The 24,883-nt window shown below is 53.5% G+C and carries 20 protein-coding genes and 1 other RNA gene; 6 read left to right on the top strand and 15 right to left on the bottom strand.

Features of this window, described 5'->3' with window-relative positions; all coding sequences use genetic code 11:
* Window positions 1-14: 14 nt before the first annotated feature.
* Together sufB and sufA are read right to left on the bottom strand one after the other, a co-directional pair.
* Window positions 15-1,502: a Fe-S cluster assembly protein SufB gene (gene sufB, locus G163CM_RS05000; RefSeq protein ID WP_231827102.1), complete on the bottom strand. Its 1,488-nt coding sequence runs from the start codon at window positions 1,500-1,502 to the stop codon at window positions 15-17.
* A gap of 11 nt (window positions 1,503-1,513) precedes the next feature.
* Window positions 1,514-1,882, bottom strand: a complete 369-nt coding sequence (gene sufA, locus G163CM_RS04995; RefSeq protein WP_015964198.1) for a Fe-S cluster assembly scaffold SufA — start codon at window positions 1,880-1,882, stop codon at window positions 1,514-1,516.
* 566 nt (window positions 1,883-2,448) lie between these two features.
* On the opposite strand from sufA, the gene G163CM_RS04990 reads away from it, so the two are divergent.
* Window positions 2,449-2,769: a hypothetical protein gene (locus G163CM_RS04990; protein ID WP_231827101.1), complete on the top strand. Its 321-nt coding sequence runs from the start codon at window positions 2,449-2,451 to the stop codon at window positions 2,767-2,769.
* Between the two features lie 74 nt (window positions 2,770-2,843).
* Here G163CM_RS04990 and menI read toward each other — a convergent pair whose 3' ends face one another.
* The gene (menI, locus tag G163CM_RS04985; protein WP_231827100.1) at window positions 2,844-3,254 is read right to left on the bottom strand and encodes a 1,4-dihydroxy-2-naphthoyl-CoA hydrolase; all 411 of its coding nucleotides are present in this window, start codon (window positions 3,252-3,254) and stop codon (window positions 2,844-2,846) included.
* Window positions 3,251-6,307, bottom strand: coding sequence for a D-2-hydroxyglutarate dehydrogenase YdiJ (gene ydiJ, locus G163CM_RS04980; RefSeq protein WP_231827099.1), 3,057 nt, complete (start codon window positions 6,305-6,307; stop codon window positions 3,251-3,253). The genes menI and ydiJ overlap by 4 nt, the downstream gene beginning before the upstream one ends.
* Before the next feature lie 236 nt (window positions 6,308-6,543).
* Between ydiJ and ydiK the strand changes: the two genes are divergently transcribed.
* On the top strand, window positions 6,544-7,665 hold the full coding sequence (gene ydiK / locus G163CM_RS04975; protein ID WP_231827098.1) for an AI-2E family transporter YdiK: 1,122 nt from the start codon (window positions 6,544-6,546) through the stop codon (window positions 7,663-7,665).
* Between the two features lie 172 nt (window positions 7,666-7,837).
* Window positions 7,838-7,945, top strand: an RNA gene (gene rprA / locus G163CM_RS04970) — antisense sRNA RprA.
* Here the strand turns inward: rprA and G163CM_RS04965 are convergent.
* Together G163CM_RS04965 and ppsA are read right to left on the bottom strand one after the other, a co-directional pair.
* Complete coding sequence (locus G163CM_RS04965; RefSeq protein WP_231827097.1) at window positions 7,945-10,314, bottom strand: glycoside hydrolase family 3 N-terminal domain-containing protein; 2,370 nt, start codon at window positions 10,312-10,314, stop codon at window positions 7,945-7,947. The genes rprA and G163CM_RS04965 overlap by 1 nt on opposite strands.
* 195 nt (window positions 10,315-10,509) lie before the next feature.
* On the bottom strand, window positions 10,510-12,888 hold the full coding sequence (gene ppsA / locus G163CM_RS04960; RefSeq protein ID WP_231827096.1) for a phosphoenolpyruvate synthase: 2,379 nt from the start codon (window positions 12,886-12,888) through the stop codon (window positions 10,510-10,512).
* Window positions 12,889-13,228: 340 nt separating this feature from the next.
* Here ppsA and ppsR point away from each other — a divergent pair, with 340 nt between their 5' ends.
* The 3 genes from ppsR (at window position 13,229) to hemP (ending at window position 15,590) form a co-directional block, all read left to right on the top strand.
* On the top strand, window positions 13,229-14,062 hold the full coding sequence (gene ppsR / locus G163CM_RS04955; RefSeq protein ID WP_015964190.1) for a posphoenolpyruvate synthetase regulatory kinase/phosphorylase PpsR: 834 nt from the start codon (window positions 13,229-13,231) through the stop codon (window positions 14,060-14,062).
* Between the two features lie 153 nt (window positions 14,063-14,215).
* Window positions 14,216-15,262 (top strand): 3-deoxy-7-phosphoheptulonate synthase AroH, encoded by a 1,047-nt coding sequence (aroH, locus tag G163CM_RS04950; RefSeq protein ID WP_231827095.1) that lies wholly within the window; start codon window positions 14,216-14,218, stop codon window positions 15,260-15,262.
* A gap of 148 nt (window positions 15,263-15,410) precedes the next feature.
* Window positions 15,411-15,590 carry a hemin uptake protein HemP gene (gene hemP, locus G163CM_RS04945; protein WP_231827094.1) on the top strand — a complete coding sequence of 60 codons (180 nt, stop codon included), beginning with the start codon at window positions 15,411-15,413 and terminating at the stop codon, window positions 15,588-15,590.
* Between the two features lie 94 nt (window positions 15,591-15,684).
* Here the strand turns inward: hemP and selO are convergent, their stop codons facing one another.
* The 9 genes from selO to pheS form a co-directional block, all read right to left on the bottom strand.
* Window positions 15,685-17,127, bottom strand: coding sequence for a protein adenylyltransferase SelO (gene selO, locus G163CM_RS04940; RefSeq protein ID WP_231827093.1), 1,443 nt, complete (start codon window positions 17,125-17,127; stop codon window positions 15,685-15,687).
* Between the two features lie 61 nt (window positions 17,128-17,188).
* Entirely contained in the window at window positions 17,189-17,902 is a 714-nt protein-coding gene (locus tag G163CM_RS04935; protein ID WP_231827092.1) for an EAL domain-containing protein, read from the bottom strand.
* Between the two features lie 281 nt (window positions 17,903-18,183).
* The gene (locus tag G163CM_RS04930) at window positions 18,184-18,645 is read right to left on the bottom strand and encodes a C40 family peptidase (protein WP_015964185.1); all 462 of its coding nucleotides are present in this window, start codon (window positions 18,643-18,645) and stop codon (window positions 18,184-18,186) included.
* Between the two features lie 121 nt (window positions 18,646-18,766).
* A complete protein-coding gene (btuD, locus tag G163CM_RS04925) occupies window positions 18,767-19,513 on the bottom strand; it encodes a vitamin B12 ABC transporter ATP-binding protein BtuD (RefSeq protein ID WP_231827091.1) in 747 nt (248 codons plus the stop codon).
* Window positions 19,513-20,064 carry a glutathione peroxidase gene (locus G163CM_RS04920; RefSeq protein WP_231827090.1) on the bottom strand — a complete coding sequence of 184 codons (552 nt, stop codon included), beginning with the start codon at window positions 20,062-20,064 and terminating at the stop codon, window positions 19,513-19,515. The genes btuD and G163CM_RS04920 overlap by 1 nt, the downstream gene beginning before the upstream one ends.
* A 29-nt stretch (window positions 20,065-20,093) precedes the next feature.
* On the bottom strand, window positions 20,094-21,074 hold the full coding sequence (gene btuC, locus G163CM_RS04915) for a vitamin B12 ABC transporter permease BtuC (protein ID WP_231827089.1): 981 nt from the start codon (window positions 21,072-21,074) through the stop codon (window positions 20,094-20,096).
* Between the two features lie 99 nt (window positions 21,075-21,173).
* Complete coding sequence (gene ihfA / locus G163CM_RS04910; RefSeq protein ID WP_003030571.1) at window positions 21,174-21,473, bottom strand: integration host factor subunit alpha; 300 nt, start codon at window positions 21,471-21,473, stop codon at window positions 21,174-21,176.
* A 4-nt stretch (window positions 21,474-21,477) separates the two neighbouring features.
* Window positions 21,478-23,865, bottom strand: a complete 2,388-nt coding sequence (gene pheT / locus G163CM_RS04905; protein WP_231827088.1) for a phenylalanine--tRNA ligase subunit beta — start codon at window positions 23,863-23,865, stop codon at window positions 21,478-21,480.
* Window positions 23,866-23,880: 15 nt separating this feature from the next.
* On the bottom strand, window positions 23,881-24,864 hold the full coding sequence (pheS, locus tag G163CM_RS04900; RefSeq protein ID WP_108476850.1) for a phenylalanine--tRNA ligase subunit alpha: 984 nt from the start codon (window positions 24,862-24,864) through the stop codon (window positions 23,881-23,883).
* Window positions 24,865-24,883: the final 19 nt, after the last annotated feature.

The raw sequence follows: 24,883 nt of genomic DNA, 5'->3' as shown, positions 1-24,883 counted from the left end.
AGATCCCTTAATCCTTATCCGACGCTGTGTTCGAGGCTTATCGCCAGCAGTTTTTGCGCTTCCACGGCAAACTCCAGCGGCAGCTCGGAGAAAACGTCCTTACAGAACCCGTTAACGATCATCGAGATCGCATCGTCTTCGCTGATCCCGCGTTGCAGGCAGTAGAACAGCTGATCTTCACCGATGCGCGAGGTGGTGGCTTCGTGTTCCAGCTGTGCGCTGTTGTTGCGGCATTCGACATACGGGAAGGTGTGCGCACCGCAGTCCGGGCCAATCAGCATCGAGTCACACTGGGTGTAGTTACGCGCGTTGGTCGCGGTTGGCATGATTTTCACCAGCCCGCGATAGCTGTTTTGGCTATGTCCGGCGGAGATCCCTTTCGAGATGATCGTCGATTTGGTGTTTTTGCCGATGTGGATCATTTTGGTGCCGGTATCGGCCTGCTGATGCCCGCTGGTCAGCGCCACGGAGAAGAACTCGCCAATCGAGTTATCACCGCGCAGTATGCAGCTCGGGTATTTCCAGGTGATGGCGGAACCCGTTTCCGACTGGGTCCACGACATTTTGCTGTTTTCGCCTTCGCACAGGGCGCGCTTGGTGACAAAATTGAGAATACCACCGGTGTTGTTATCGCCAGGGAACCAGTTTTGTACCGTGGAGTATTTCACTTCCGCATCTTTGTGGATGATCACTTCCACCACCGCCGCGTGCAGTTGATAACTTTCACGCACCGGGGCGGAACACCCTTCGATGTAACTCACATAGCTGCCTTCATCGGCAATCAGGATCGTGCGTTCAAACTGGCCGGTTTTTTCGGCGTTAATGCGAAAATAGGTCGACAGTTCCATCGGGCAGCGCACACCTTTCGGGATGTAGATGAAGGTGCCATCTGACGCCACTGCCGCATTCAGCGCGGCAAAAAAGTTATCGTTAGACGGCACCACGGTGCCCAGATACTGTTTCACCAGTTCGGGATGATCGTGGATCGCTTCGCCGAACGAACAGAAAATAATGCCCTGCTCAGAGAGTTTTTCCCGATAAGTGGTGGCCACAGAAACCGAGTCGAAAATCGCATCGACGGCCACTTCTTTGCCTTCGCGCACCGGTACGCCCAGCTGATTAAACGCCGCTTCGACTTCATCGGTGAGGAAGGTATTGGCGCCCGTCTGTTGCACCGCGCCCGGCTCAGAGGCACAGGTTTCATCACAGTTGCCGCAGGACGGCGCAGAGTAGTAGCTGTAATCCTGGTAATTGAGCGAAGCGTAGTTCGCTTTCAACCAGTGCGGCTCTTGCATCTGCTCCCAGGCGTGGAAGGCATTCAGGCGAAACTCGAGCATCCATTCGGGCTCATTGCGTTTTGCCGAAATGGCACGGACCACCTCTTCGTTGATCCCTTTTGCCAGTTCGTCGGTCTTTAACTGGGTGAAGAAGCCCTCTTTGTAATTCAGCGGGCCGCCGGTCCAGGTTTTGACATCGTCAGTTGCTTCAGTATTGCGCGTCATAATCGTACCGCCTATACCCCAAAACTTTCGCCGCAGCCGCATTCGTTCTGCGCTTTCGGGTTATGAAATTTAAATATCTGATTTAATCCTTCGCGCACATAATCCACTTCGGTGCCGTCGATAAACGGCATCGCCGAAAGAGGCACCCACAGTTTTGCGCCGTCAGACTCAAATAACAGATCATCGGCATGGGGCTCGGTTACCGTATCCAGCACATAGCCAAACCCGGCACAGCCGGTCTGCTTCACGCCGAGACGCACGCCCTGCATACCCGGTTGTTTGCTAACCAGATTGCGAATTTGTGTTGCTGCCGCAGGCGTTAACGTCAGGCCACGCCAGGCAAAATCATTCGGATCAAACGTTCCAGAATCTACTTCCATTGGTCTACCTCATCGGTTAAGCCATCGAAGGCATAACACTATGTTAGTGATAATGATTATCACTTCAACCCATCTGCAACAGGGGTATTACGTTCGAACCTGTTTTACAGCGCCTTTTTATAAGCATAGACCCTCATTCTGCGGGCAACCGGGATAGATGATTTTTTACAACACTTTGAAAAATAATAGATTAAGAAGAGGTGATTACTGGAAGTGGTTGATGGATAAAACATGCATCGCTAATGCCTATTTATTTGATAGCTTTTGCTGACCTTCTCTGACTGGCAGCAGCCATCCCCTTACGCAGGGGTGATACCCATGCATTTATTGTGTGTTTAATGTTTATTTATTAACCTCCCGGATTCAGATCAATTTCTACAAATAGCAGATGTTTTGCATGTTTGATTATCATCAAAATTCTCTAAAAGATGCATTTAAAGTAATTGTTTAACAGTGAATGTGATTTATATCAAAGTGGATATCACAACGATGAAATAGATTGATGCCAGGACTTAAAAATAAAACACGATTATTTATAAATAACGTACCCAAGGAGTATCGCGATTATGTTTTACGCTATATTCAAAAAAATTAAATTTCAGCGTTTAATTTTTATTCCCTTTCTGTTTTTAACGGCGTTTAGTTTACATGCTGAATTATCAGGAACATTAACTATCCGAGGCGCGGTGGTAGATGTTCCCTGCGTGATTGAAACCGGCTTTAACCAGTCACACCTGCTATGCCGCCATAATGGGCAAAGAAAGCGTTATGCCGTTGCGACTGAAGGTGTGACAAATACGCACCAAGAATCGACCATCAGCGAAATCAAAACGCAGATTATTAATAAAGCCAACAATGTTTACCTTACGAGTATTTCCTATCGTTGAGCACGATTATTATTTGTGCCATTCAGTTGTCTTAATCGTATAAAAAAAGGCCCATCATTGAGCCTTTATTTCGTTTAAATTACCGCCGTAGTCAGACGCGATGTACAACATAAGCGCCCTTCTTCATCGAATATTTCGATTTGCCACACCTGGCTGCGACGCCCGGTATGAATAGCTTTACAGACACCGCGTACGCGCCCGCTGCGTACCGCGCGAATATGGTTGGCATTAATTTCCAGACCGACTACTTTTTGATCGCCCTCGGTACAAAGATAGCCCGCCATTGAACCCAACGTCTCAGCCAGAACGACCGACGCCCCACCATGCAACAAACCGAATGGCTGATGCGTGCGATGATCAACAGGCATGGTCGCCTCCAGAGAATCATCGGTAAGGGCCACATAGCGAATATCCAGCAGCGCCATCATCGTCCCTTCGTTCATCGCATTCAGGGCATCGTGGGTCGTCTGTCGTCTCCAAATCATCCAATAATCTCCAGAAGTGCCTGTAACGGATGGCGCACGCCATTACCTTCCACGCGCTTCACCTGACTACGACATGAGTATCCGGTAGCCAGACAGCGATTACGCGGCAGGCGTTGCATGGCCTGCTGCCATGATAGCGCATAAATCCCCAGCGAGTTTTGGTGGTTTTTCTTTTCGTGGCCATAGGTTCCCGCCATCCCGCAGCAGCCGACGTTGACGTTTTCCAGCTTCGCGCCAAACCGGGCAAAAATAGTGGCCCACTGTTTTGGCGCAGAAGGCAGCGCGGTAACCTCGGTACAGTGCCCAAACAAATACCAGGGCTCGCCGCCGAATTCATGGCTATCGATACCGTCCAGCGCCTGAGGCAGCCATTCATGGACCAGCATGACGTTGAAGTCACCGCGTTTATCGCCCAACACTTGCTTGTATTCGTCGCGATAACACAGTACCAGCGCCGGATCGACGCCCACCATAGGAATGCCCAATTCCGCCACGCGGTTCAGGTACTCCGCCGTTTTACGTGCGGTTTTGGTAAAGCGGGTGACGAAGCCTTTAATATGCTGTGCTTTGCCATTGGGCGAGAACGGCAGCAGTACCGGCTGAAGGCCCAGCTTATCGATAAGACGAATAAAGTCGGCCACCACCTGTGCATCGTAGTAGCTGGTGAAAGGATCCTGCACCACCAGCACGGTCATCGCTTTTTGTTCTGGTGTTAGCGCCTCCAGCTGTTCCAGCGTCATATTGGCGGAGCGGTGCGAAATCATCTGCTTTTGCAACGACGGCGCGGAGAGCATCGGCAAGTCAATCATGCCAATGTGTTTTTCCGACAGCTTGCGTACCAGCGGTTGATTCATAAAGAAGTTAAAGGTTTTCGGCGCGCGCGCCATCAGCGGCGCATAGCTTTCAACCGTCGCCACCAGATGATCGCGTACCGGACGCAGATAGCGCGTGTGATAAAGCTGTAAGAAACGTGCGCGGAAATCCGGCACATCAATTTTGATTGGGCATTGAGTGGAACAGGCTTTACAGGCCAGACAGCCCGACATCGCCTCCTTCACTTCATGGGAGAAATCGTATTCTCCCTTACGCGCGTGCCAGCTGTTGCGGGTACGCTCAATCAATGAGCGCAGGCTGGCGCGTTTGCCCGGCAGTTCTTTCTCAAGCAATAACGGATCGACCCCACGATCGGCCAACAAACGCAGCCATTCACGTACCAGCGTGGCGCGCCCTTTCGGCGAATGAATACGATCGTTGGTTATCTTCATTGACGGGCACATCGGGCTTTTGGCATCGAAGTTAAAACACAACCCGTTACCATTACACTCCATTGCCCCGCGCCAGGAGGAGCGCACGGCAATCGGGATTTGCCGGTCAAAGGTGCCGCGTTTCACCGCATCCACTTTCATCATCGGCGCATCCACGCCTTCCGGCGGGCAGATTTTTCCAGGGTTTAAGCGGTTAAGCGGGTCAAACGCTGCTTTGACCTTCCGCAGCTCGCCGTACAGCGCATCGCCGAAGAAGGCCGGGCTGTATTCTGCCCGGAAGCCTTTCCCGTGCTCGCCCCACAGCAGGCCGCCGTATTTCGCGGTGAGCGCCACCACATCATCGGAGATCTGCTTCATTAAGATCTCTTGTTGCGGGTCACACATATCCAGCGCCGGGCGCACGTGCAGCACGCCGGCATCAACATGGCCAAACATGCCGTAGCTCAGACCGTGGCTGTCGAGCAAGGCGCGAAACTCAACGATGTAATCCGCGAGATGTTCCGGCGGCACGCAGGTATCTTCGGCAAACGGAATCGGCTTCGCCGCGCCTTTCGCGTTGCCCAGCAGGCCGACCGCCTTTTTACGCATCGCGTAGATGCGCTCAATGCCGTCAAGCTCATTGCAGCGCTGCCAGCCAATCACCCCACCTTCCTGATTCGCGATGAGCGCGTCCAGGCGTTGGCATAACGATGTGACCTGCTCTTCAATCAGCGCGTCATCGTCACCGGCGAATTCGACAATATTCAGGCCGAGCATCTCTTTATCCGGCACATCGGTGATCAGTTCACTGACCGAATGCCAGACAATGTCTTCCCGCGCCAGATTCAGGACTTTAGAGTCAACCGTTTCCACCGACAACGCACGAGCTTCCACCATAAACGGCGCATTGCGCAGCGCCGAGTTGAACGAGTCGCACTTAATATTCACCAGACGACGCACCTTCGGCAGAGGGGTGATATCCAGCCGCGCTTCGGTAATAAACGCCAGCGTCCCTTCTGAGCCGGTGAGAATGCGGGTTAAGTCAAATTCGGTCATCTCGTCGTTAAAGACGTGTCGCAGATCATAACCGGTCAGGAAGCGGTTAAGTTTTGGAAACTTATCGATGATGAGCTGACGATTCGCGCGGCACCCTTCAAATACCGTGCGGTAAATGCGTCCAGATGCGGACTGCTCTTTCGCCAGCGTTTCCGCCAGCGCCACCGGTACGGGTTGGGTATCCAGAATATCGCCGCCCAGCAGCACGGCGCGCACGCCTAAAACGTGATCAGAGGTTTTGCCGTACACCAGCGAGCCCTGCCCGGAGGCATCGGTGTTGATCATCCCGCCCAGCGTCGCGCGGTTGCTTGTGGAGAGTTCCGGCGCGAAAAAATAGCCGTAAGGTTTGAGATATTGATTAAGCTGATCTTTGATAACCCCGGCTTCGACCCGCACCCAACCCTCTTCGGGATTGATTTCAATGATGCGATTCATATAGCGGGACATATCAATGATGATGCCCTGGTTCAGCGCCTGGCCGTTGGTGCCGGTGCCGCCGCCGCGCGGGGTGAAGATGAGCGACTGAAAGCGCTCTTCCGCCGCCAGTCGAGCCAGCAGGGCCACATCCGCCGTTGAACGCGGGAACACCACCGCATCCGGTAGCAGCTGATACACGCTGTTATCGGTCGCCATGGTCAGTCGGTCGGCGTAACGCGTGGCGGTATCGCCAGTAAAACCTTGTTGCTCCAGTGCTTGCAAATAATTCAGCACCAGTTGAACGACGCCCGGTGCCTGAGAAATCTGTGGGATCATGACGCTTGACCCTGTCTGAATAGTTAGTGTTGTTATACACGCGCAGCGTCGCCATGGGCGAGAAGCGCATGTTTAATCGTTTGCGTAGTGCATTCAACGTTGTATCACATTTTTTTCTTATGCGCCCGGTAGATTTAAGTGCAAAATCGGCCGCCTAAATGGATTGATATTATTATCAATAACAGGGTTTACGCCGCGCCAGCGTTCTGGCGCACAGAAGAAGGTAAATTTGAGATATGAGTACGCTTCAACGTCCTCGCGATATACCGCAAGTACTGCTATCGGTGCTGTTCCTGGCTCTGATGATCATCGCTTGTTTATGGATTATTCAGCCGTTTATTCTGGGCTTCGCCTGGGCGGCGACGATCGTTATTGCCACCTGGCCGGTACTGCTCCGTTTGCAACGCATGCTTTTTGGCCGTCGGGGCCTGGCGGTTCTGGTGATGACACTGTTGCTTTTTTTACTGTTTGTTATTCCCATCGCCTTACTGGTCAATAGCGTCGTCGACGGCAGCGCGCCGCTGGTGCATGACATCACCTCCGGCACGCTGGAGCTGCCTGACCTCGCGTGGTTGAACAGTATTCCGTTTATCGGCGCGAAGCTTTATCAGGGCTGGCATAGCCTGCTGGATATGGGCGGTAGCGCAATTATGGCCAAGGTCCGCCCCTATATCGGCACCACTACCACGTGGTTTGTCGGCCAGGCGGCGCATATTGGCCGCTTCCTGCTGCACTGCGGATTGATGTTACTGTTTAGCGCACTGCTCTACTGGCAGGGCGAAAAAGTCGCTTTTGGCATTCGCTATTTCGCAACCCGTCTGGCGTCAAAACGCGGTGATGCCGCCGTGTTGCTGGCAGGCCAGGCCATTCGCGCCGTCGCGCTGGGCGTGGTGGTCACTGCGTTAACGCAGGCGATTCTTGGCGGTATCGGCCTTGCCATCACCGGCGTACCGTATGCCACGCTGCTCACCGTCGTGATGATTTTTTCTTGCCTGGTGCAACTTGGGCCGTTGATCGTACTGGTGCCGTCAATCATCTGGCTCTACTGGACCGGCGATACCACCTGGGGCACCGTGCTGTTGGTGTGGAGCTGCGTGGTAGGCACCATGGATAACTTTATCCGTCCGGTACTGATTCGCATGGGTGCCGATTTGCCGATGATTCTGATTCTGTCCGGCGTTATCGGTGGCCTGGTGGCATTCGGCATGATTGGCCTGTTTATTGGCCCGGTGGTGCTGGCGGTCTCCTGGCGTCTGTTTGATGCGTGGATGCATGAAGTGCCCCCTCCGACGACCGACCCGGACCAGGTTCTGGAAGAGTTGCAGCAGTTTGATATGAGTGGAGAGAAAAAAGAGTAATTTCCTCACCTCGCCCCACTTAAGCATTTCTTATCAATAAAGCGTTGTTATGTTAACGGATGCCATCAAATGATGGCATTCGTACCTGTCTAAACTAAAAATCATTCACACTATTTTAACTATTGAGACGAATCCGATCGACGTGAAAATGTCGCATGCCTACTATTAGGACACGGTTATAAATCAACAGCTTGATTTATAAGCATGGAAATCCCCTGAGTGAAACAATGAATTGCTGTGTGTAGTCTTTGCCCATCTCCCACGATGGGCTTTTTTTTATCACTTCACATCGCACCAACTCATCATGCGCCAGTTCTCGGGCAGAACCCGTGTCTCGCCGCTGACATTGACCGTTACCCGCCCCTGAATATCCGCCGACGAACGGCCAACCTGGAGCTCAAACTCACCGGGTTCAACGATGCGTTGCCCCTGATAGCTAGTGAAATTGAGCATATCAATCGGTATCGTGAACGTGAGCGTGGCCGACTCGCCTGGCGCCAGTGCCACACGCTGGAACGCTTTCAGCTCCTGGAGCGGCCTGACCATTGAGGCGATGTTGTCGCGCGCATACACCTGTACCACTTCACTGCCGCTGCGCTCACCGCTATTTTTCACCGTCACGCTAAGCGTAACGTCGCCGTGAATATCCACGTTTTCGCTCAGCAGTGTCGGCGTGCCATAGTCGAACGTCGTCCAGCCCAGGCCATAGCCAAACGGGTACAGCGCGCCAAAATGGAAAGCGAACGGCGTGCCGCCGCTTTTCAGCTTATGGTTGTAGTAAAACGGCATCGCCCCAGCGCTTTTCGGCACGCTTACCACCAGCCTGCCCTGAGGTTCTGCACGACCGGTCAGCACATCGGCAATCGCCCAACCGCCCTCCTGGCCCGGCGCCCATGCCAGCATAAACGCCGCCACTTTCGACTCCAGCCCTTGCAGGTTATAGGGGCGTCCGCCCGTCATCACCACAATCACCGGTTTCCCGGTCGCCACCAGCGCTTCCAGCAGCTGTTGCTGTACGCCCGGCAGATGTAAACTATCGGTGTCTGACCCCTCGCCTACCGTTCCGCTCTGGAACAGCCCGGCGAGATCGCCCACGCAGGCAATCACCACGTCGCTCTCCTGCGCAGCATATACGGCTTCATTAATCAGCGAAGTGTCGTGAGAAACGGGAGAAGATTGCATCGGCTTACCTGAACTGTCCCCCGGGAACACCGGCGCACCGGCCAGGCGTTCTTTGATGATGTGGCAGCCTTTGGCGTAACGAACGTTATCCTCACCCAGATAGCTGCGCAGCGCCGCCAGCGGCGTAGTGACCTGCGCCGTGTTATCCACCATATCGCTGATAATCAGATGCACCGGGAAACTGTAGCCGCTCAACAACGCCAGCGGATCGTCCGCCGTCGGCCCAACGACCGCCACGCGCGGTTTCCCCGCAAGCGGCAGAATGTTACGATTTTCCAGTAGCGTAATTGACCGCGTGGCGACCTCTCTTGCCACCTGACGCGTAGCGGGCGACTGGAGTGAAATGGCGCTTTCGTCGGTGTACGGATGCTCGAACAGCCCCAGACGGAATTTCTCGGTGAGCAACCGCGCGACAATTTCATCAATTTTCGCCATGTCGAGCAGCCCGCGTTCCAGCGCTTGCGCCAGATGACGCGCGCAATCATCTTTTGGCAGCTCAACGTCCAGCCCGGCATTAAAAGCCAGTGCTGCCGAGTGCGCGGCATCTTCACTGACGCCATGATGCTGATGCAACAGGCTAACGCCACCGTAGTCCGCCACCACGATGCCATCAAACCCCCAGCGTTCCCGTAGCAACGTGGTCAGCAGGAACGCATCACTGTGCCCCGGTTGATTATCAATATCGTGATACGCGGGCATCACCGAACCCGCGTTCGCCAGTTTCACCGCCATTTCGAAAGGCAACAGGAAGGTATCGTTGAGCTCGCGAAAGCCCAGATGCACCGGCGCATGGTTACGCGCGCCTTCGCTAAAGGAGTGGCCGACATAGTGCTTAAGCGTCGCCAGCACGTCACGTTTTTCTCCCTGAAGCCCGTCAACGTATGCGCAGGCCATCACGCCCACCAGCCACGGGTCTTCGCCAAACGTCTCTTCGGTACGCCCCCAGCGCACATCGCGTGACACATCCAGCACCGGCGCCAGCCCCTGTTTACAGCCCGTTGTTCGCGCTTCTTCACCAATCTGCTGCGCGGCGCGCCTGACCAGTTCAGGCTCCCATGTGGAAGCGTAATTCAGCGAGGAGGGAAATAACGTCGCGTCTTTGCACAACAAGCCTACCAGGCACTCTTCATGGAACAGCGCCGGAATGCCAAGACGCGTCTCTTCCATCAACATTTTTTGCAGGCGGTTAGCCGCCCGCACGCCCGTTTTCGCATCCACGATATGCGTACCAAGCGGACGCGTGATTTGACCGACACCCAGCATTAAGCGCTCGCCCAGCGATGTCTGTTCGCTGACGCCGGAGAATTCATCGCTCATATCGGTTCTTTCCCGATGCTGACCGTCTGCAGACAGCACCAGCCAGTAGGCATGCATCTGGGCAAATTTTTCTTCGGGGGTCATGCGTGCCAGCAGGTCGGCAACACGCGCGTTCACAGGATGCTGGGGATCTTTATAAATGGGGGTCATAGCCTTCTCCTGAACAGGTTGAGTAAAACCAGTATTCAGAAGCACCGCGACGACAACAATTGTCTAAATTCGCAGGAGATTTACGTTTTTTGGTTTTTTCGTGGGAGTGTGATCGGTCGCAAGTTAAGAAGGGTCTGATAAGTTAGAAATAAGAAAGCCCCCGACGTTGCGACCGCCGGGGGCTTATTCAAACGATTACTTATTTAATTCCGCCAGGCTCAGCCAGGTTTGCACCACCGTGTCCGGGTTCAGGGAGAGGCTATCGATACCCTCTTCCATCAGCCATGCAGCGAAGTCTTCATGGTCAGACGGCCCCTGCCCGCAGATACCGACGTATTTGCCCTGTTTCTTCGCGGCGCGGATGGCCATCGACAGCAGCGCTTTAACCGCGTCATTACGCTCGTCGAACAGTTCAGAGACTACACCGGAGTCGCGATCAAGGCCCAGCGCCAGCTGCGTCATGTCGTTAGAACCGATTGAGAAGCCATCGAAATGTTCGAGGAACTGTTCGGCTAACAGGGCGTTAGACGGGATCTCGCACATCATGATGATTTTCAGGCCGTTTTCACCACGTTTCAGCCCCTGACGCGCCAGTTCGTCCACCACGGCTTTCGCCTGGTCAACGGTACGCACGAACGGAATCATGATTTCAACGTTGGTCAGACCCATATCGTTACGCACGCGTTTGACCGCGTCACATTCCAGGGCGAAACAGTCGCGGAAGCTTTCGGAAACGTAGCGACCCGCGCCACGGAAGCCCAGCATCGGGTTCTCTTCATCCGGTTCGTAACGTTCACCGCCGACGAGGTTGGCGTATTCGTTCGATTTAAAATCGGACAGACGCACAATCACGCGTTTCGGGTAGAACGCCGCGCCCAGCGTGGCGATCCCTTCCGTCAGACGACCCACATAAAACTCTTTCGGGGAGTCGAAGCCTTTCATCATCTCGCGGATTTCGTTTTGCAGCGCCGGTTCCTGATCATCGAACTCCAGCAACGCACGCGGGTGAACGCCAATCATACGGTTGATGATGAATTCCAGACGCGCGAGGCCAACCCCCTCATTCGGCAGGCAGGCGAAGTCAAATGCGCGATCCGGGTTGCCGACGTTCATCATGATCTTCAGCGGCATGTCCGGCATGGTGTCAACGCTGGAACTCTTAACGCTAAAGTCGAGCAGATCTGCGTAGACGTACCCCGTATCCCCTTCCGCACAGGAAACGGTGACTTTCTCGTCATCTTTCATGCGTTCGGTTGCGTCACCGCAGCCGACCACCGCCGGGATCCCCAGCTCACGCGCGATGATTGCCGCGTGACAAGTACGTCCGCCACGGTTGGTGACAATCGCCGCCGCTTTCTTCATGATCGGTTCCCAGTCCGGGTCGGTCATGTCGGTCACCAGCACGTCGCCGGGTTCAATGCGGTTCATCTCACTGATGTCGTGAATAACTTTTACTGGGCCCGCGCCAATGCGATGACCGATAGCACGGCCTTCAGCAATGATTTTACCCTGTGAATGCAGCGTGTAACGCTCCATCACCTGGCCGCGAGAACGCACGGTTTCCGGGCGCGCCTGAACGATAAACAACTTGCCGGTATGACCATCTTTGGCCCACTCGATATCCATCGGGCGGCCATAGTGTTTTTCAATCTGAACAGCCTGTTTCGCCAGTTCCTGCACTTCATCATTGGTCAATGAGAAGACATCGCGCTGCGCCTGCGGCACATCTTCAATTTTAACCTGCTTGCCGTGCTCCTGCGTTGGCGCGTAGACCATACGGATTTTTTTGGACCCCATGGTACGGCGCACAATCGATGGGCGATTCGCCGCCAGCGTCGGTTTGTGGACGTAAAATTCGTCCGGGTTTACCGCGCCCTGCACCACCATTTCACCCAGGCCCCAGGCCGAGGTGATAAAGACCACCTGGTCAAAACCGGATTCGGTGTCAATGGAGAACATCACGCCGGAAGACGCGAGGTCGGAGCGCACCATCCGCTGAACGCCCGCCGAGAGCGCGACGCCGCGATGGTCGTAACCCTGGTGGACACGGTATGAGATCGCGCGGTCGTTAAACAGCGAGGCGAAAACGTGTTTGACCGCAACCAGTACCGCGTCGTAGCCCTGCACGTTGAGGAAGGTTTCCTGCTGACCGGCGAAGGAGGCATCCGGCATATCTTCCGCCGTCGCCGAGGAGCGCACAGCAAAGGATGCGTCCGCGTCATCCGCAGAGAGCTGGTTGTACGCGTCACGGATAGCGGTTTCCAGTTCGCTCTGGAAAGGTGTGTCGATGATCCACTGGCGGATCTGCGCACCGGCTTTCGCCAGGGCGGTAACATCATCAATATCGGTTTGATCCAACAGTTGATAAATGCGCTGATTCACGCCGCTTTGGTCGAGAAATTGATTAAATGCATCGGCAGTGGTAGCAAATCCGTTGGGGACCGAGACACCCAGACCGGACAGGTTAGTAATCATTTCACCCAGGGAGGCATTTTTGCCCCCAACTCTGTCTACATCATTCATGCCGAGTTGGTTATACCAAAGCACCAGCGGTGACGAGCCATTGTTGGACATCGAGACAATCCTTTTTTGATTAAAAAAGCAGTGATTAAGAAACAACTGACTACTCAAATTATCCTGGCATATTTAAACAATTTAAAAAAACGGTGAATCGTTCAAGCAAATTAAATTTTTCTTTTTTAGGATTGATACCAGTAATGTGTTAACCCTCTGATTCTGTGGGAAAGTCGTTATAAATCGGCGCTAAATCTGCATATTCCGAAAAATGAACCGGACTTTTCATAAAAAATAAAAATAGCGTTCCACTTTCAGATATCAGACAAATGCGGTGGGGTTTTCTGCGAATTTAATTTATGCTTTCAGACAATTAACCTCACTTTTCTGGATTGTTAAAATGGAAAATGCAGTCGACAGGCAGGTTTTTTATATTTCTGATGGTACGGCGATTACCGCTGAGGTGCTGGGCCACGCTGTGATGTCGCAGTTCCCTGTGGTCATCAACAGTATTACCCTGCCGTTTATTGAAAGTGAAAGCCGCGCCCGCGCGGTGAAAGATCAGATCGACGCGATTTATCAGCAAACAGGCGTGCGTCCGCTGGTTTTCTACTCCATTGTCATCCCGGAAATCCGCGACATCATTTTGCAGTGTGAAGGATTTTGTCAGGATATCGTGCAGGCGCTGGTTGCCCCACTTCAGGAAGAACTTAAGCTCGATCCGACGCCGGTTGCTCATCGTACCCACGGGCTAAACCCGGGAAACCTTTTGAAATACGACGCGCGTATTGCGGCAATTGACTACACCCTGGCGCATGATGATGGTATTTCTCTGCGCAATCTCGATCAGGCGCAGGTTATTTTGCTCGGCGTTTCTCGCTGTGGAAAAACCCCTACCAGCCTCTATCTGGCGATGCAGTTCGGCATTCGCGCTGCCAACTATCCGTTCATCGCTGATGATATGGATAATCTGATCCTTCCTGCATCGCTCAAACCGTTGCAGCATAAACTGTTTGGGCTGACGATTAATCCTGAGCGCCTGGCGGCGATTCGCGAAGAGCGTCGGGAAAACAGCCGCTACGCCTCGATGCGCCAGTGTCGAATGGAAGTGGCGGAAGTTGAAGCACTGTATCGTAAGAATCAAATCCCCTGGATTAACAGTACCAATTACTCCGTTGAGGAAATTGCTACCAAAATCATGGACATCATGGGATTAAGCCGCAGAATGTACTAACACACTAGTACAATGAGTGAAATTTGTTTATCATAACGCCGTGATTGAATGCACATCACGCCCCGCTCTTGAAATCAGCCGGGATTGGTTTATCGTGATGTGCATCACTTCCCGGCATTTTGTCTGGCGAAGAAACAAATTTCTGAGAAACTCATGAATAAGACCGATGAATTGCGTACTGCTCGTATTGAGAGCCTCGTTACGCCTGCTGAACTTGCTCAGCGTTACCCCGTCTCCCCGGATGTTTCCGCCAGCGTCACCGCTTCTCGTCAGCGGATTGAAAAGATCCTTAATGGTGAAGATCGTCGTTTGCTGGTGATTGTCGGGCCTTGCTCTATCCACGATCTTGATGCGGCGATGGATTATGCGCGTCGTCTGCAAACCCTGCGCGAAAAGCATCAGGGCCAGCTGGAAATCGTGATGCGCACCTATTTCGAAAAACCGCGTACCGTTGTTGGCTGGAAAGGATTGATTTCTGACCCCGACCTTAACGGCAGCTACCGGGTTAATCACGGCATTGAGCTGGCGCGAAAACTGCTGTTGCAGGTGAATACCCTCGGCGTGCCAACTGCGACCGAATTTTTGGATATGGTGACCGGTCAGTTTATCGCCGACTTGATTAGCTGGGGCGCGATTGGCGCACGTACCACCGAGAGCCAAATCCACCGCGAGATGGCTTCTGCGCTCTCCTGCCCGGTAGGCTTTAAGAATGGCACCGACGGTAATACGCGTATTGCTGTCGATGCGATCCGGGCGGCGCGTGCCAGCCATATGTTCCTGTCGCCGGATAAAAACGGCCAGATGACCATCTACCAGACCAGCGGTAACCCATATGGTCATATCATTATGCGTGGCGGTAAAAAACCGAACTACCATGCCGACGATATTGCTGCGGCCTGCGATACGCTGCATCAGTTTGATTTGCCAGAACATCTGGTCGTCGATTTCAGCCACGGCAACTGCCAGAAGCAACATCGCCGTCAGCTGGATGTATGTGATGATATCTGCCAGCAAATTCGCAACGGCTCGACCGCTATCGCCGGTATTATGGCCGAAAGTTTCCTGCGAGAAGGCGCGCAGAAGATTGTTGCCGATCAGCCGCTCACCTACGGGCAGTCCATCACCGATCCGTGCCTGAGCTGGGAAGACACCGAAGTGCTGCTGGAAAAATTGGCTGCCGCGGTCGCCACTCGTCTTTAGTCCTATCCTCCCTGTCGCACCCGCGATGGGGAGTTTCTTGTCCCCTCCCTCGCCCTTTTTTAACAAAAAAATGTTGCACCCGCTCACTCATTATTGATAATACTTATCATTGTTGTTTTTATTACTATTTTAATTTGTTAAGACGCTTATGGATGATAACGCACAACACGTTCCCGTTAAGGACAATACCCCCCGTCCGCAAAATCACGATCGCCGGGTTAACAGCGAGGCGTTGTTAGGCGAGGAAGGTCGTGTGGTGATAGAACATGAAGGTCAGCAGTATCTGCTGCGCCAGACGCAGGCGGGTAAGCTGATATTGACGAAGTAGCGGGTATGTTTTTGCCTGATGGCGCTTCGCTTATCAGGCCTACAAAACCGGTGCATGTCCATGCCGGACAAGCGCAGCGCCACCGGCATGTTGTTCAGCTCGAACAACTCACTTCCAGCCGTTTACCCCAATCGGGCGGGCGTTGAGCATAATCATCGTCACGATCAACCCACGGGTTTCTCAAAGCTTCGTGCAGCCGATGGAGTTCTTGATAATCGCCCTTCTCCGCCGTTTCAATGGCCCGCTGCGCCAGCCAGTTGCGTAATATTATCGCCGGATTCACCTGCTTCATCGCCTGCTGGCGTATTGCATCGTCGATGCCTTCCGGCTGTATACGCGCCCGGTACTGCGCAAACCAGCTATCAAAGGCGGCACGGTCGATAAACTCGTCGCGTAATGGCGATGCGGCGCTTAACTGTTCCATTTCGCTCAACATACGGAAAGTACGCGTGTAATCACCCCCCTCTCGCGCCATAAGTGCAAACAACGCGTTAAGCAGATCGTTATCGCCCACCTCTTCCGTAAAGAGCCCCAGTTTCTGACGCATACGCGTGCCATATTCGCTAAACAATGCAAGCTGATAGCCATCAAGCGCATCATTCAGCGTATCAACATCGATAAAAGCAGAGAGCGACTGCGCCAGACGTTGCAGGTTCCATAACCCCACCGCCGGCTGATTCTCAAAGCTGTAGCGCCCCTGATAATCCGAATGATTACAAATAAAGCCCGGCTGGTAATCATCAAGGAAGCCAAACGGGCCGTAATCAATCGTCAGCCCCAGAATCGACATGTTATCGGTATTCATTACGCCATGCGCGAAACCGACCGTTTGCCAGCGCGCGATCATCTGCCCGGTGCGCGTAACCACGTCGCGGAACCAGAGTGCGTAGCGATCCGCTTCCTGCTGAAGATGCGGCCAGTAGTGGCGAATAACAAAATCGGCCAGCTGCTGGACTTTGTCCATTTCACGACGATAGTAGAAATGTTCAAAGTGGCCAAAACGGACATGACTTTGCGCAATACGCATGAGCATAGCGCCCTGTTCAATGGTTTCACGCTGGATGGGCGTATCACTGGTTACAATGGAAAGCGCGCGCGTAGTAGGAATACCGAGATGATGCATCGCTTCCGAGGCCAGGCTTTCACGAAGCGTGGAGCGCAACACAGCACGGCCATCGCCCATTCGCGAATAGGGAGTTAAGCCGGCGCCTTTCAGGTGCCAGTCTACCGACGTGCCGTCGGCCAGTTGCTGTTCACCCAGCAGGATGCCGCGCCCATCACCCAGTTGCCCCGCCCAGACACCAAACTGATGCCCGCTATACACCTGCGCCAGCGGTTTCATTCCGGGGAGCAAGGCTTCACCACCCCACACGCCAGCGCCACGTTCAGGCGCAAACAGGGATGACGCGATGCCGAGTTCATCGGCAAGCGGGGTGTTATGCCATATCAGGCGGGCATTCTGTAGCGGCGTCGGATTGAGCTCGCTGTAAAAACCTGGCAGCTCATCGCGCCAGCGGGTATTAAAAGACAGGGTCATAGGTCCTCCTGTCTGTAGTGTAGGGGTTAATGCCCGTTTAAACACCCGGCAATATGCAAGGTTATCCCTGCACCAGCGTCAATAACGAGGATCCCGGCACAGCGGGCCATAGCTCGCCCAGCATGCCGCTGAAACCGAAAGGTAATACACGTTCACGTGCGGATTCCGTATTAATCCCCGCAATCATGATGCCCTGGCAATAGGGCTGAACTTGCGTGGTAATGGCGCGAATAAAGGGCTCGAAGGATGCAGAAGAGAGCTGGCGCTGAACAAACTGACGATCGATAACAATGCGCTGAAACAATCCAGCAAATACAGCGCGCGTAGAGGCTTCACCGGAGCCAAAGTTTGCTAACGCCAGCGGGAAGCGTTTTGCCAGAAGTGTGAGCGGATGGGTGTCGTCTGGCTGGTTGAGCCCAGGGAATCGTTCGCTCACCACCAGCTCGACAAACGGATAACGTGAAACCTCGGCTGCCAGCAATGCGTCCGAGAGTATAGCGTTAACAATCGCAGGGGTAATTGCAAGCCACGCCGTCACCTGCTGCTGAATAAAAAACAGTTGGCAGGTATTAAGCAACGCGAGCTTTTCGCGAAATAGCACTAACTCTTCATCGGGCGTCAGTTTCGGCAGGATGAGATTCGTCGGGATACGTACAGAGTTCTCTACACCAATAAAATGTGCAACGACTTTCAAACCAATCAGTTTGCCATCAGCATTTCGGGCAGGTAGAAATAACAGCTCTGAACGCCAGGCACGGTCAAGGGTTACAATCATTGCGACAGCCCTTCTCGATAAGTCATTTCAAGGGTCCTGAAGTCACAAAACAATAAACGTGGGTCGATTGATTTTAGTCGGATTGCTTTCATTTTCCGTTTTATTTTCACATTCCTTCGCTGGAATGTAATGATTGTAATCGAAAATCATAGATTAATACAATCTATGACCAGGTGACTTTCAAATTGTTAACAAAAACAATAATGAGTCGTAATCTGTTTTTTAAATATCATTAATTTAAATACGCCGAAGGGGCATCACGCCCCTTCGTCATTTAACCATTAAATTCGTCTGGCCTGCCAAAATTTCTTGCGCCAGTAGACGTTATCCAGCGATGAGCGCGTGACGCCCTGGCTGGTCGATGCATGGATAAACTGGTTATCCGTATCATAGATACCGACGTGGAGGCCACTGTCCCCTGAGCCGGTCTTGAAGAAAACCAGATCGCCGGGTAGCAGATCGTCTTTATCAATTTCGGTGCCAATCTTTGCCTGCTGACGCGTTTCGCGCGGTAACTGCATTTCAAATTTATCGCGGAAAGTGGTTAGGACAAACCCGGAACAATCAATTCCACGGCGATTCATCCCACCATAGCGGTAAGGCGTGCCGTGCCAGTTGCGCAACTGATCGTTTAAATTAGCAATTACGGTTATTGAATCCGACAGTCTTGGATTTGGGGGCGGTGCATGGTGACTACATCCCGCCAAAAATAAAGCCGCTATAAAAATAATCAAGAATCGCATATCCGGCGAATCCTCTCTTTTTTAATTTCCCGATAATTTAGCCCGGTTACTTATTCCCTGGCAAGTAAGCAATGATACTTAATGTTTCCCTGGCGCCCCTGGTTCGTTTTCCAGGCCAGACTTACCCGGCAACCAGCATCTGGTGCCCTGCAATCTCCAGACGCTGGAAAGAAATATTATAGGCGCTAAAGAGTAAAGCGGGCGTTAATACATCTTCCGTTGTCCCACTGGCGATTAATTGCCCTTTGCATAACAGCCATACGTTGTCGGCATGCCGCAGCGTGTGATTGAGATCGTGACTGCTCATCACTATCGCAATACCGCGAGAACGCAATGTGTCCAGCACACGATCAAGGGCTGCCTGCTGTGCAACATCGAGACTGTTCATGGGCTCATCGAGTAGCAGAAGTTGACCATGGGGATTGCCAGAAGGATGAATCTGCAGGATTACCGCAGCAAGCCGCACGCGCTGCCACTCGCCACCGGAAAGCTGATTCACATTACGGCCCAGTTTATCTACCAGACCTAGCGCTTCCGTTACCTGCGCACAAAGCGTATGTTCCGTTTTATCATGCTGATGCAACAGCAGAAAATGCCAGACGGGCATGGCGAATGGTGGCGACTGATGCTGGGAAAGATACGCACGCTTTTGCGCCAGCTCCAGTGAGGTCCATTCGCCCAACGGTTTACCGTTTAGCGTGACGGCGCCCTTCCCGGAACTTAACCCCGCCATGCGGGTTAACAGCGTACTCTTCCCCGCGCCGTTCGGCCCTACGAGGTGGATGATCTCGCCAGCGTGAACCTCTGCGCTAAACTGCGTTAAACGCATTCCCTCACTGACGTCTTGCAGTTGCATCAGCATTGTCATTACAGAACCAGTGCTTTCTGAATCGCATTAATCAGAATCGGATCTTCCGGCGACATATCCGGTGAGAAGCGTGCGACTACGCGACCGTCACGGCCAACGAGGAATTTCTCAAAATTCCACAGAATGTCGCCAGGCTGCGCAGGCGCACGACCTTTGCTGGCCATTTTTTCATAAAACTCGCTGCCCTTCGGCGCTATGGCTTTTGGCGCGGCGCGCGTTAAGGTCTGATAGAGCGGATGACGCCCTTCGCCATTAACGTCGATTTTACTAAACATAGGGAACGTCACGCCGTAGGTGGTGCGGCAGAACGTTTTAATGTCGTCTTCACTGCCCGGCTCCTGTCCCAGGAACTGGTTGCACGGGAACCCCAGCACCGCAAAGCCTTCATACTCAAGCGACGTTTGCAGGCTTTCCAGCTGTTCGTACTGCGGGGTTAATCCGCATTTAGATGCCACATTCACGATCAACAGGACGTTCCCTCTGAAACGTTCCAGGGTCGTTTTTTCACCATCAATCGTTGTAACTTCAATGTTCAGAATTGTGTTTTCCATAATATCCTCATTAGCATATGTACTGAACGTCAGCGCCCAGAACGCAATAATAGCCAGATAAAGACGGGCGCTCCCGTGGTCGCCGTCACAACACCGATAGGAAGTTCAGCCGCCTGAAGTGCCAGCCGCGCAATGATGTCCGCCGCCAGCAACGTGCTTGCCCCTGCCAGTGCGCAGGCCGGCAGCAGCACCCGATGATCGGACAGACCGCACAGCCGCAGCATATGTGGCACCACAAGGCCGACAAAGCCGATTGCCCCCGCCAGCGCCACGCTGACGCCAACCAGCCAACCGGTGGCAATCACCAGCAGTTTACGCCACAGCCAGATGGGGACACCCAGTTGTCGGGCTGAAGTTTCGCCCAGCGCCAGTAAATTTAGCGGCTGTGATTGCAGGCAAATCCATGCGATGACCGGAATCAGCCCCAGCATCAGCCAGCTCTGTTGCCAATCCACACCGCCAAAGCCGCCCATCATCCAATACATTAGCTGGCGTAAATCAAAAGATGTAGAGAAGTAAACGGCCCAGGTCATCAGCGCGCTGCAAATAATGCCCAGCGCCACCCCGGCTAAGAGTAGTTTACTGGTAGAAAGATGGCGTCTGGCAAAACGCATCAGAATAAAGGTAATAAGCAACGCCCCGAGAATTGCTGACAGGCCGAGCGCCCAGCCGGGCAGCATTCCCTGCCCTAACATCACGGCGGCAATCAGCCCGACGCCTGCACCATTAGAAACCCCCAGCAGGCCAGGCTCCGCCAGCGGGTTTTCAAACAGCGCCTGCATTACGGCGCCCGACAGCGCCAGCGCGGCCCCAACCAACAGAACCGCAACGGTACGCGGCAGGCGAATCTGCCAGATAAAGAGCTTTCCGGTAGCGCTAAACCAGCTGCCTGGGGCGATCCATCGGTCTCCGGCACAGAGGCTTATCGTCAGCGCAGCAAGCAGGGTGAGCGCCAGTATCATGAGCCAGCGCCGATTGCGTCGCTGCTGAAGATGTACGTAGTCCAGCATAGTAGTCCATGTGCCAGCAAGAGAGGTGTTTGATTTTACGGTGGTTCCACGTGCGGGAAAAGAAAAAAGGCCGCATAGCGGCCTTTTTGGTTAGTGCAATTACTCTTCTTTGGGCGTCGCGTTTTCGACACGGCTTTTTAACTTCTGACCGGGTCTGAAGGTCACCACGCGCCGGGCTGTAATGGGAATATCTTCGCCCGTTTTCGGGTTACGACCCGGGCGTTGATTTTTGTCTCGCAGGTCAAAATTACCAAAACCGGAAAGTTTAACCTGTTCGCCATTTTCCAGAGCACGACGGATCTCTTCAAAAAACAGCTCAACCAGCTCTTTGGCATCCCGCTTGCTAAGCCCAAGCTTATCAAACAGATATTCTGACATTTCAGCTTTTGTAAGCGCCATAGGTTCAATCCCTCAATGATGCCTGGAATCGCTCTTTTAATGCCTCTACACACTTGGCAACGGTAGTGGCAATATCCTCTTCTTCAAGTGTACGGCTGGTATCCTGAAGGATCAGGCTGATAGCGAGGCTCTTATACCCCTCCGCAACACCCTTACCACGGTACACGTCAAATAAGTTTACGCCAACTATCTGATTTACGCCAACTTTCTTACATTCGGACAAAATATCCGCTGCCGGTACGTTTTCTGCCACCACAACCGCGATATCACGACGGTTTGCCGGGAAGCGAGAAATCTCTTGTGCCTGAGGAACCACGCGGTCTGCGAGCTTGCTCCACTCCAGTTCGAACACCAGTGTGCGACCGTTGAGATCCAGTTTACGTTCCAGTTCCGGGTGAACAACCCCAATGAAACCAATACGTTCACCTTTCAGATAAATCGCCGCGGACTGGCCCGGATGCAGTGCCGGATTGGCTTCAGCTTTAAACTGAATATCAGACAGTTTACCGGTCAGATCGAGAACAGCCTCGAGATCGCCTTTTAAATCATAGAAATCAACGGTCTCTTTTGCCAGGTTCCAGTGCTCTTCGTAGCGGTTGCCGCAACTCACGCCGCCCAGCATCACATCCTGACGAATGCCCAGCGGAGCCTGGGTATCCGGTACAAAGCGCAGACCGGTTTCGAAGATACGTACGCGGTTCTGCTGACGATTCTGGTTATAGACCACGGTGGTCAGCAGGCCGCTCCACAGAGAAAGACGCATCGCGGACATTTCACTGGAGATAGGGCTTGGCAGAATCAGCGCTTCTTCGCCCGGGTGAATCAGCTGCTGCACTTTCGGATCGACGAAGCTATAAGTAATCACTTCCTGGTAGCCTTTGTCATTCAGCATCGTTTTTACGCGCTTGAGCGACAGGTTAGCTTCTTTATGGCTGCCCATTACCAGACCGGCCTGCACAGGCTCGTTCGGGATGTTGTCATAGCCAAACAGACGCGCAACTTCTTCTACCAGGTCTTCTTCAATTTCCATGTCGAAACGCCAGCTCGGCGCAACGGCCTGCCACTGGTCGTTACCGACGGTCACTTCACAGCCCAGACGCTGGAGAATATCGGTCACCACGTCATCGGCAATGTGATGACCAATCAGGCGATCCAGCTTGCTGCGACGCAGGGTGATGGTCGCACGTTTCGGCAGCGTAGATTCGTTGGTAACATCGATAACCGGGCCAGCTTCACCGCCGCAAATATCCATCAGCAGGCGGGTGGCGCGCTCCAGGGCTTTGTACTGCAGCGCCGGATCGACACCACGCTCATAGCGGTGAGAGGCATCCGTATGCAGGCCATGACGACGCGCGCGGCCAGTAATAGACAGCGGGTTGAAAAAAGCGCACTCCAGCAGAACGTTTTGCGTTTCGCCATTCACGCCAGAGTGTTCGCCACCAAAGATGCCGCCCATTGCCAGCGCTTTGTTATGGTCGGCAATGACCAGGGTATCGGATTTCAGTTTCGCTTCGCTACCGTCAAGCAGAACCAGCGTTTCGCCCTCTTTTGCCATGCGCACAACGATACCGCCCTCGATACGATCTTTATCGAATGCGTGCATCGGTTGGCCCAGTTCAAGCAGCACGTAGTTGGTGACGTCAACAACCGCGTCAATGGAACGAATACCGCAGCGACGCAGTTTTTCTTTCATCCACAGCGGGGTTGGTGCTTTGACGTTGATGCCTTTCACTACGCGACCCAGATAGCGCGGGCAAGCGTCGGCGGCTTCAACGGTGATCGGCAGCGTGTCGTTGATGGTGGCGGCAACCGGCGTAATTTCCGGCTCAACCAGCGGCAGTTTGTTCAGCACCGCTACATCACGGGCAACCCCGATGATACCGAGGCAGTCGGCGCGGTTCGGCGTGACGCTGATTTCGATGGTGTTGTCATCAAGCTTCAGATATTCACGGATATCGGTACCGATCGGCGCATCCGCTGGCAGTTCGATAATGCCGCTATGGTCGTCGGAAATACCCAGCTCGGAGAACGAACACAGCATCCCTTCAGACGGTTCACCACGCAGTTTGGCGGCTTTAATTTTGAAATCGCCCGGCAGTACCGCGCCGATGGTGGCAACTGCCACACGCAGGCCCTGACGGCAGTTTGGCGCGCCACAGACGATATCAAGCAGGCGTTCACCGCCTACATTCACTTTCGTTACGCGCAGTTTGTCGGCGTTCGGGTGCTGACCGCACTCAACCACTTCGCCCACAACCACGCCGTTGAATGTGCCCGCAACCGGCTCAACGCCGTCGACTTCCAGGCCAGCCATGGTGATTTGGCCGGACAGCGCTTCGCTATCGATGGCCGGGTTAACCCATTCGCGTAACCACAGTTCACTGAATTTCATTGTTTTGCCCTGCCCTTATTTAAACTGTTTGAGGAAACGCAGATCGTTTTCGAAGAATGCACGTAAATCGGTGACGCCGTAACGCAGCATGGTCAGACGCTCCATCCCCATACCGAAGGCGAAACCAGAGTAAACTTCCGGGTCAATGCCGACATTGCGCAGCACGTTCGGGTGAACCATCCCGCAGCCGAGCACTTCCAGCCATTTACCGTTTTTACCCATCACGTCAACTTCCGCAGACGGTTCGGTGAACGGGAAATAAGAAGGACGGAAACGAATCTGCAGATCTTCTTCAAAGAAGTTACGCAGGAAGTCATGCAGTGTGCCCTTCAGATTGGTAAAGCTGATGTTTTTATCAACGATCAGACCTTCCATCTGATGGAACATCGGGGTATGCGTTTGGTCGTAGTCGTTACGATATACGCGGCCCGGTGCAATGATGCGGATTGGCGGCTCCTGATCCTTCATGGTGCGGATCTGTACGCCAGAGGTTTGGGTGCGCAGCAGACGCGTGGCATCAAACCAGAAAGTGTCGTGGTCAGCGCGTGCCGGGTGATGTCCTGGAATATTCAGCGCATCGAAGTTGTGGTAATCATCTTCGATTTCCGGACCGGTCGCCACGGTAAAGCCGAGCTCACCGAAGAAACTTTCAATACGGTCGATAGTACGGGTAACCGGGTGCAGACCGCCGTTTTCAATACGACGACCCGGCAGGGAGATGTCGATGGTTTCAGCAGCCAGACGGGCGTTCAGAACTGCACTTTCCAGCTCAGCTTTACGGGCGTTCATCGCCTGCTGAACTTGCTCTTTTGCTTCGTTAATGACCGCACCTGCTGCCGGGCGCTCTTCTGGCGGCAGATCACGCAGTGTTGTCATCTGAAGGGTCAGATGCCCTTTTTTGCCAAGGTACTCGACGCGAACGTTATCTAACGTGGCGACATCCGAGGCCTGGTTAATGGCTGCCTTCGCACTGGCAACCAGCTCTGCGAGATGTGACATGGTTTTCCTCATTGTGTCG

Source organism: Pseudocitrobacter corydidari, assembly GCF_021172065.1.
Classification (GTDB): Bacteria; Pseudomonadota; Gammaproteobacteria; order Enterobacterales; family Enterobacteriaceae; genus Pseudocitrobacter; species Pseudocitrobacter corydidari.
Note: the sequence above shows the minus strand (reverse complement) of the source record. Positions and strands in the feature narration are given on the sequence as shown.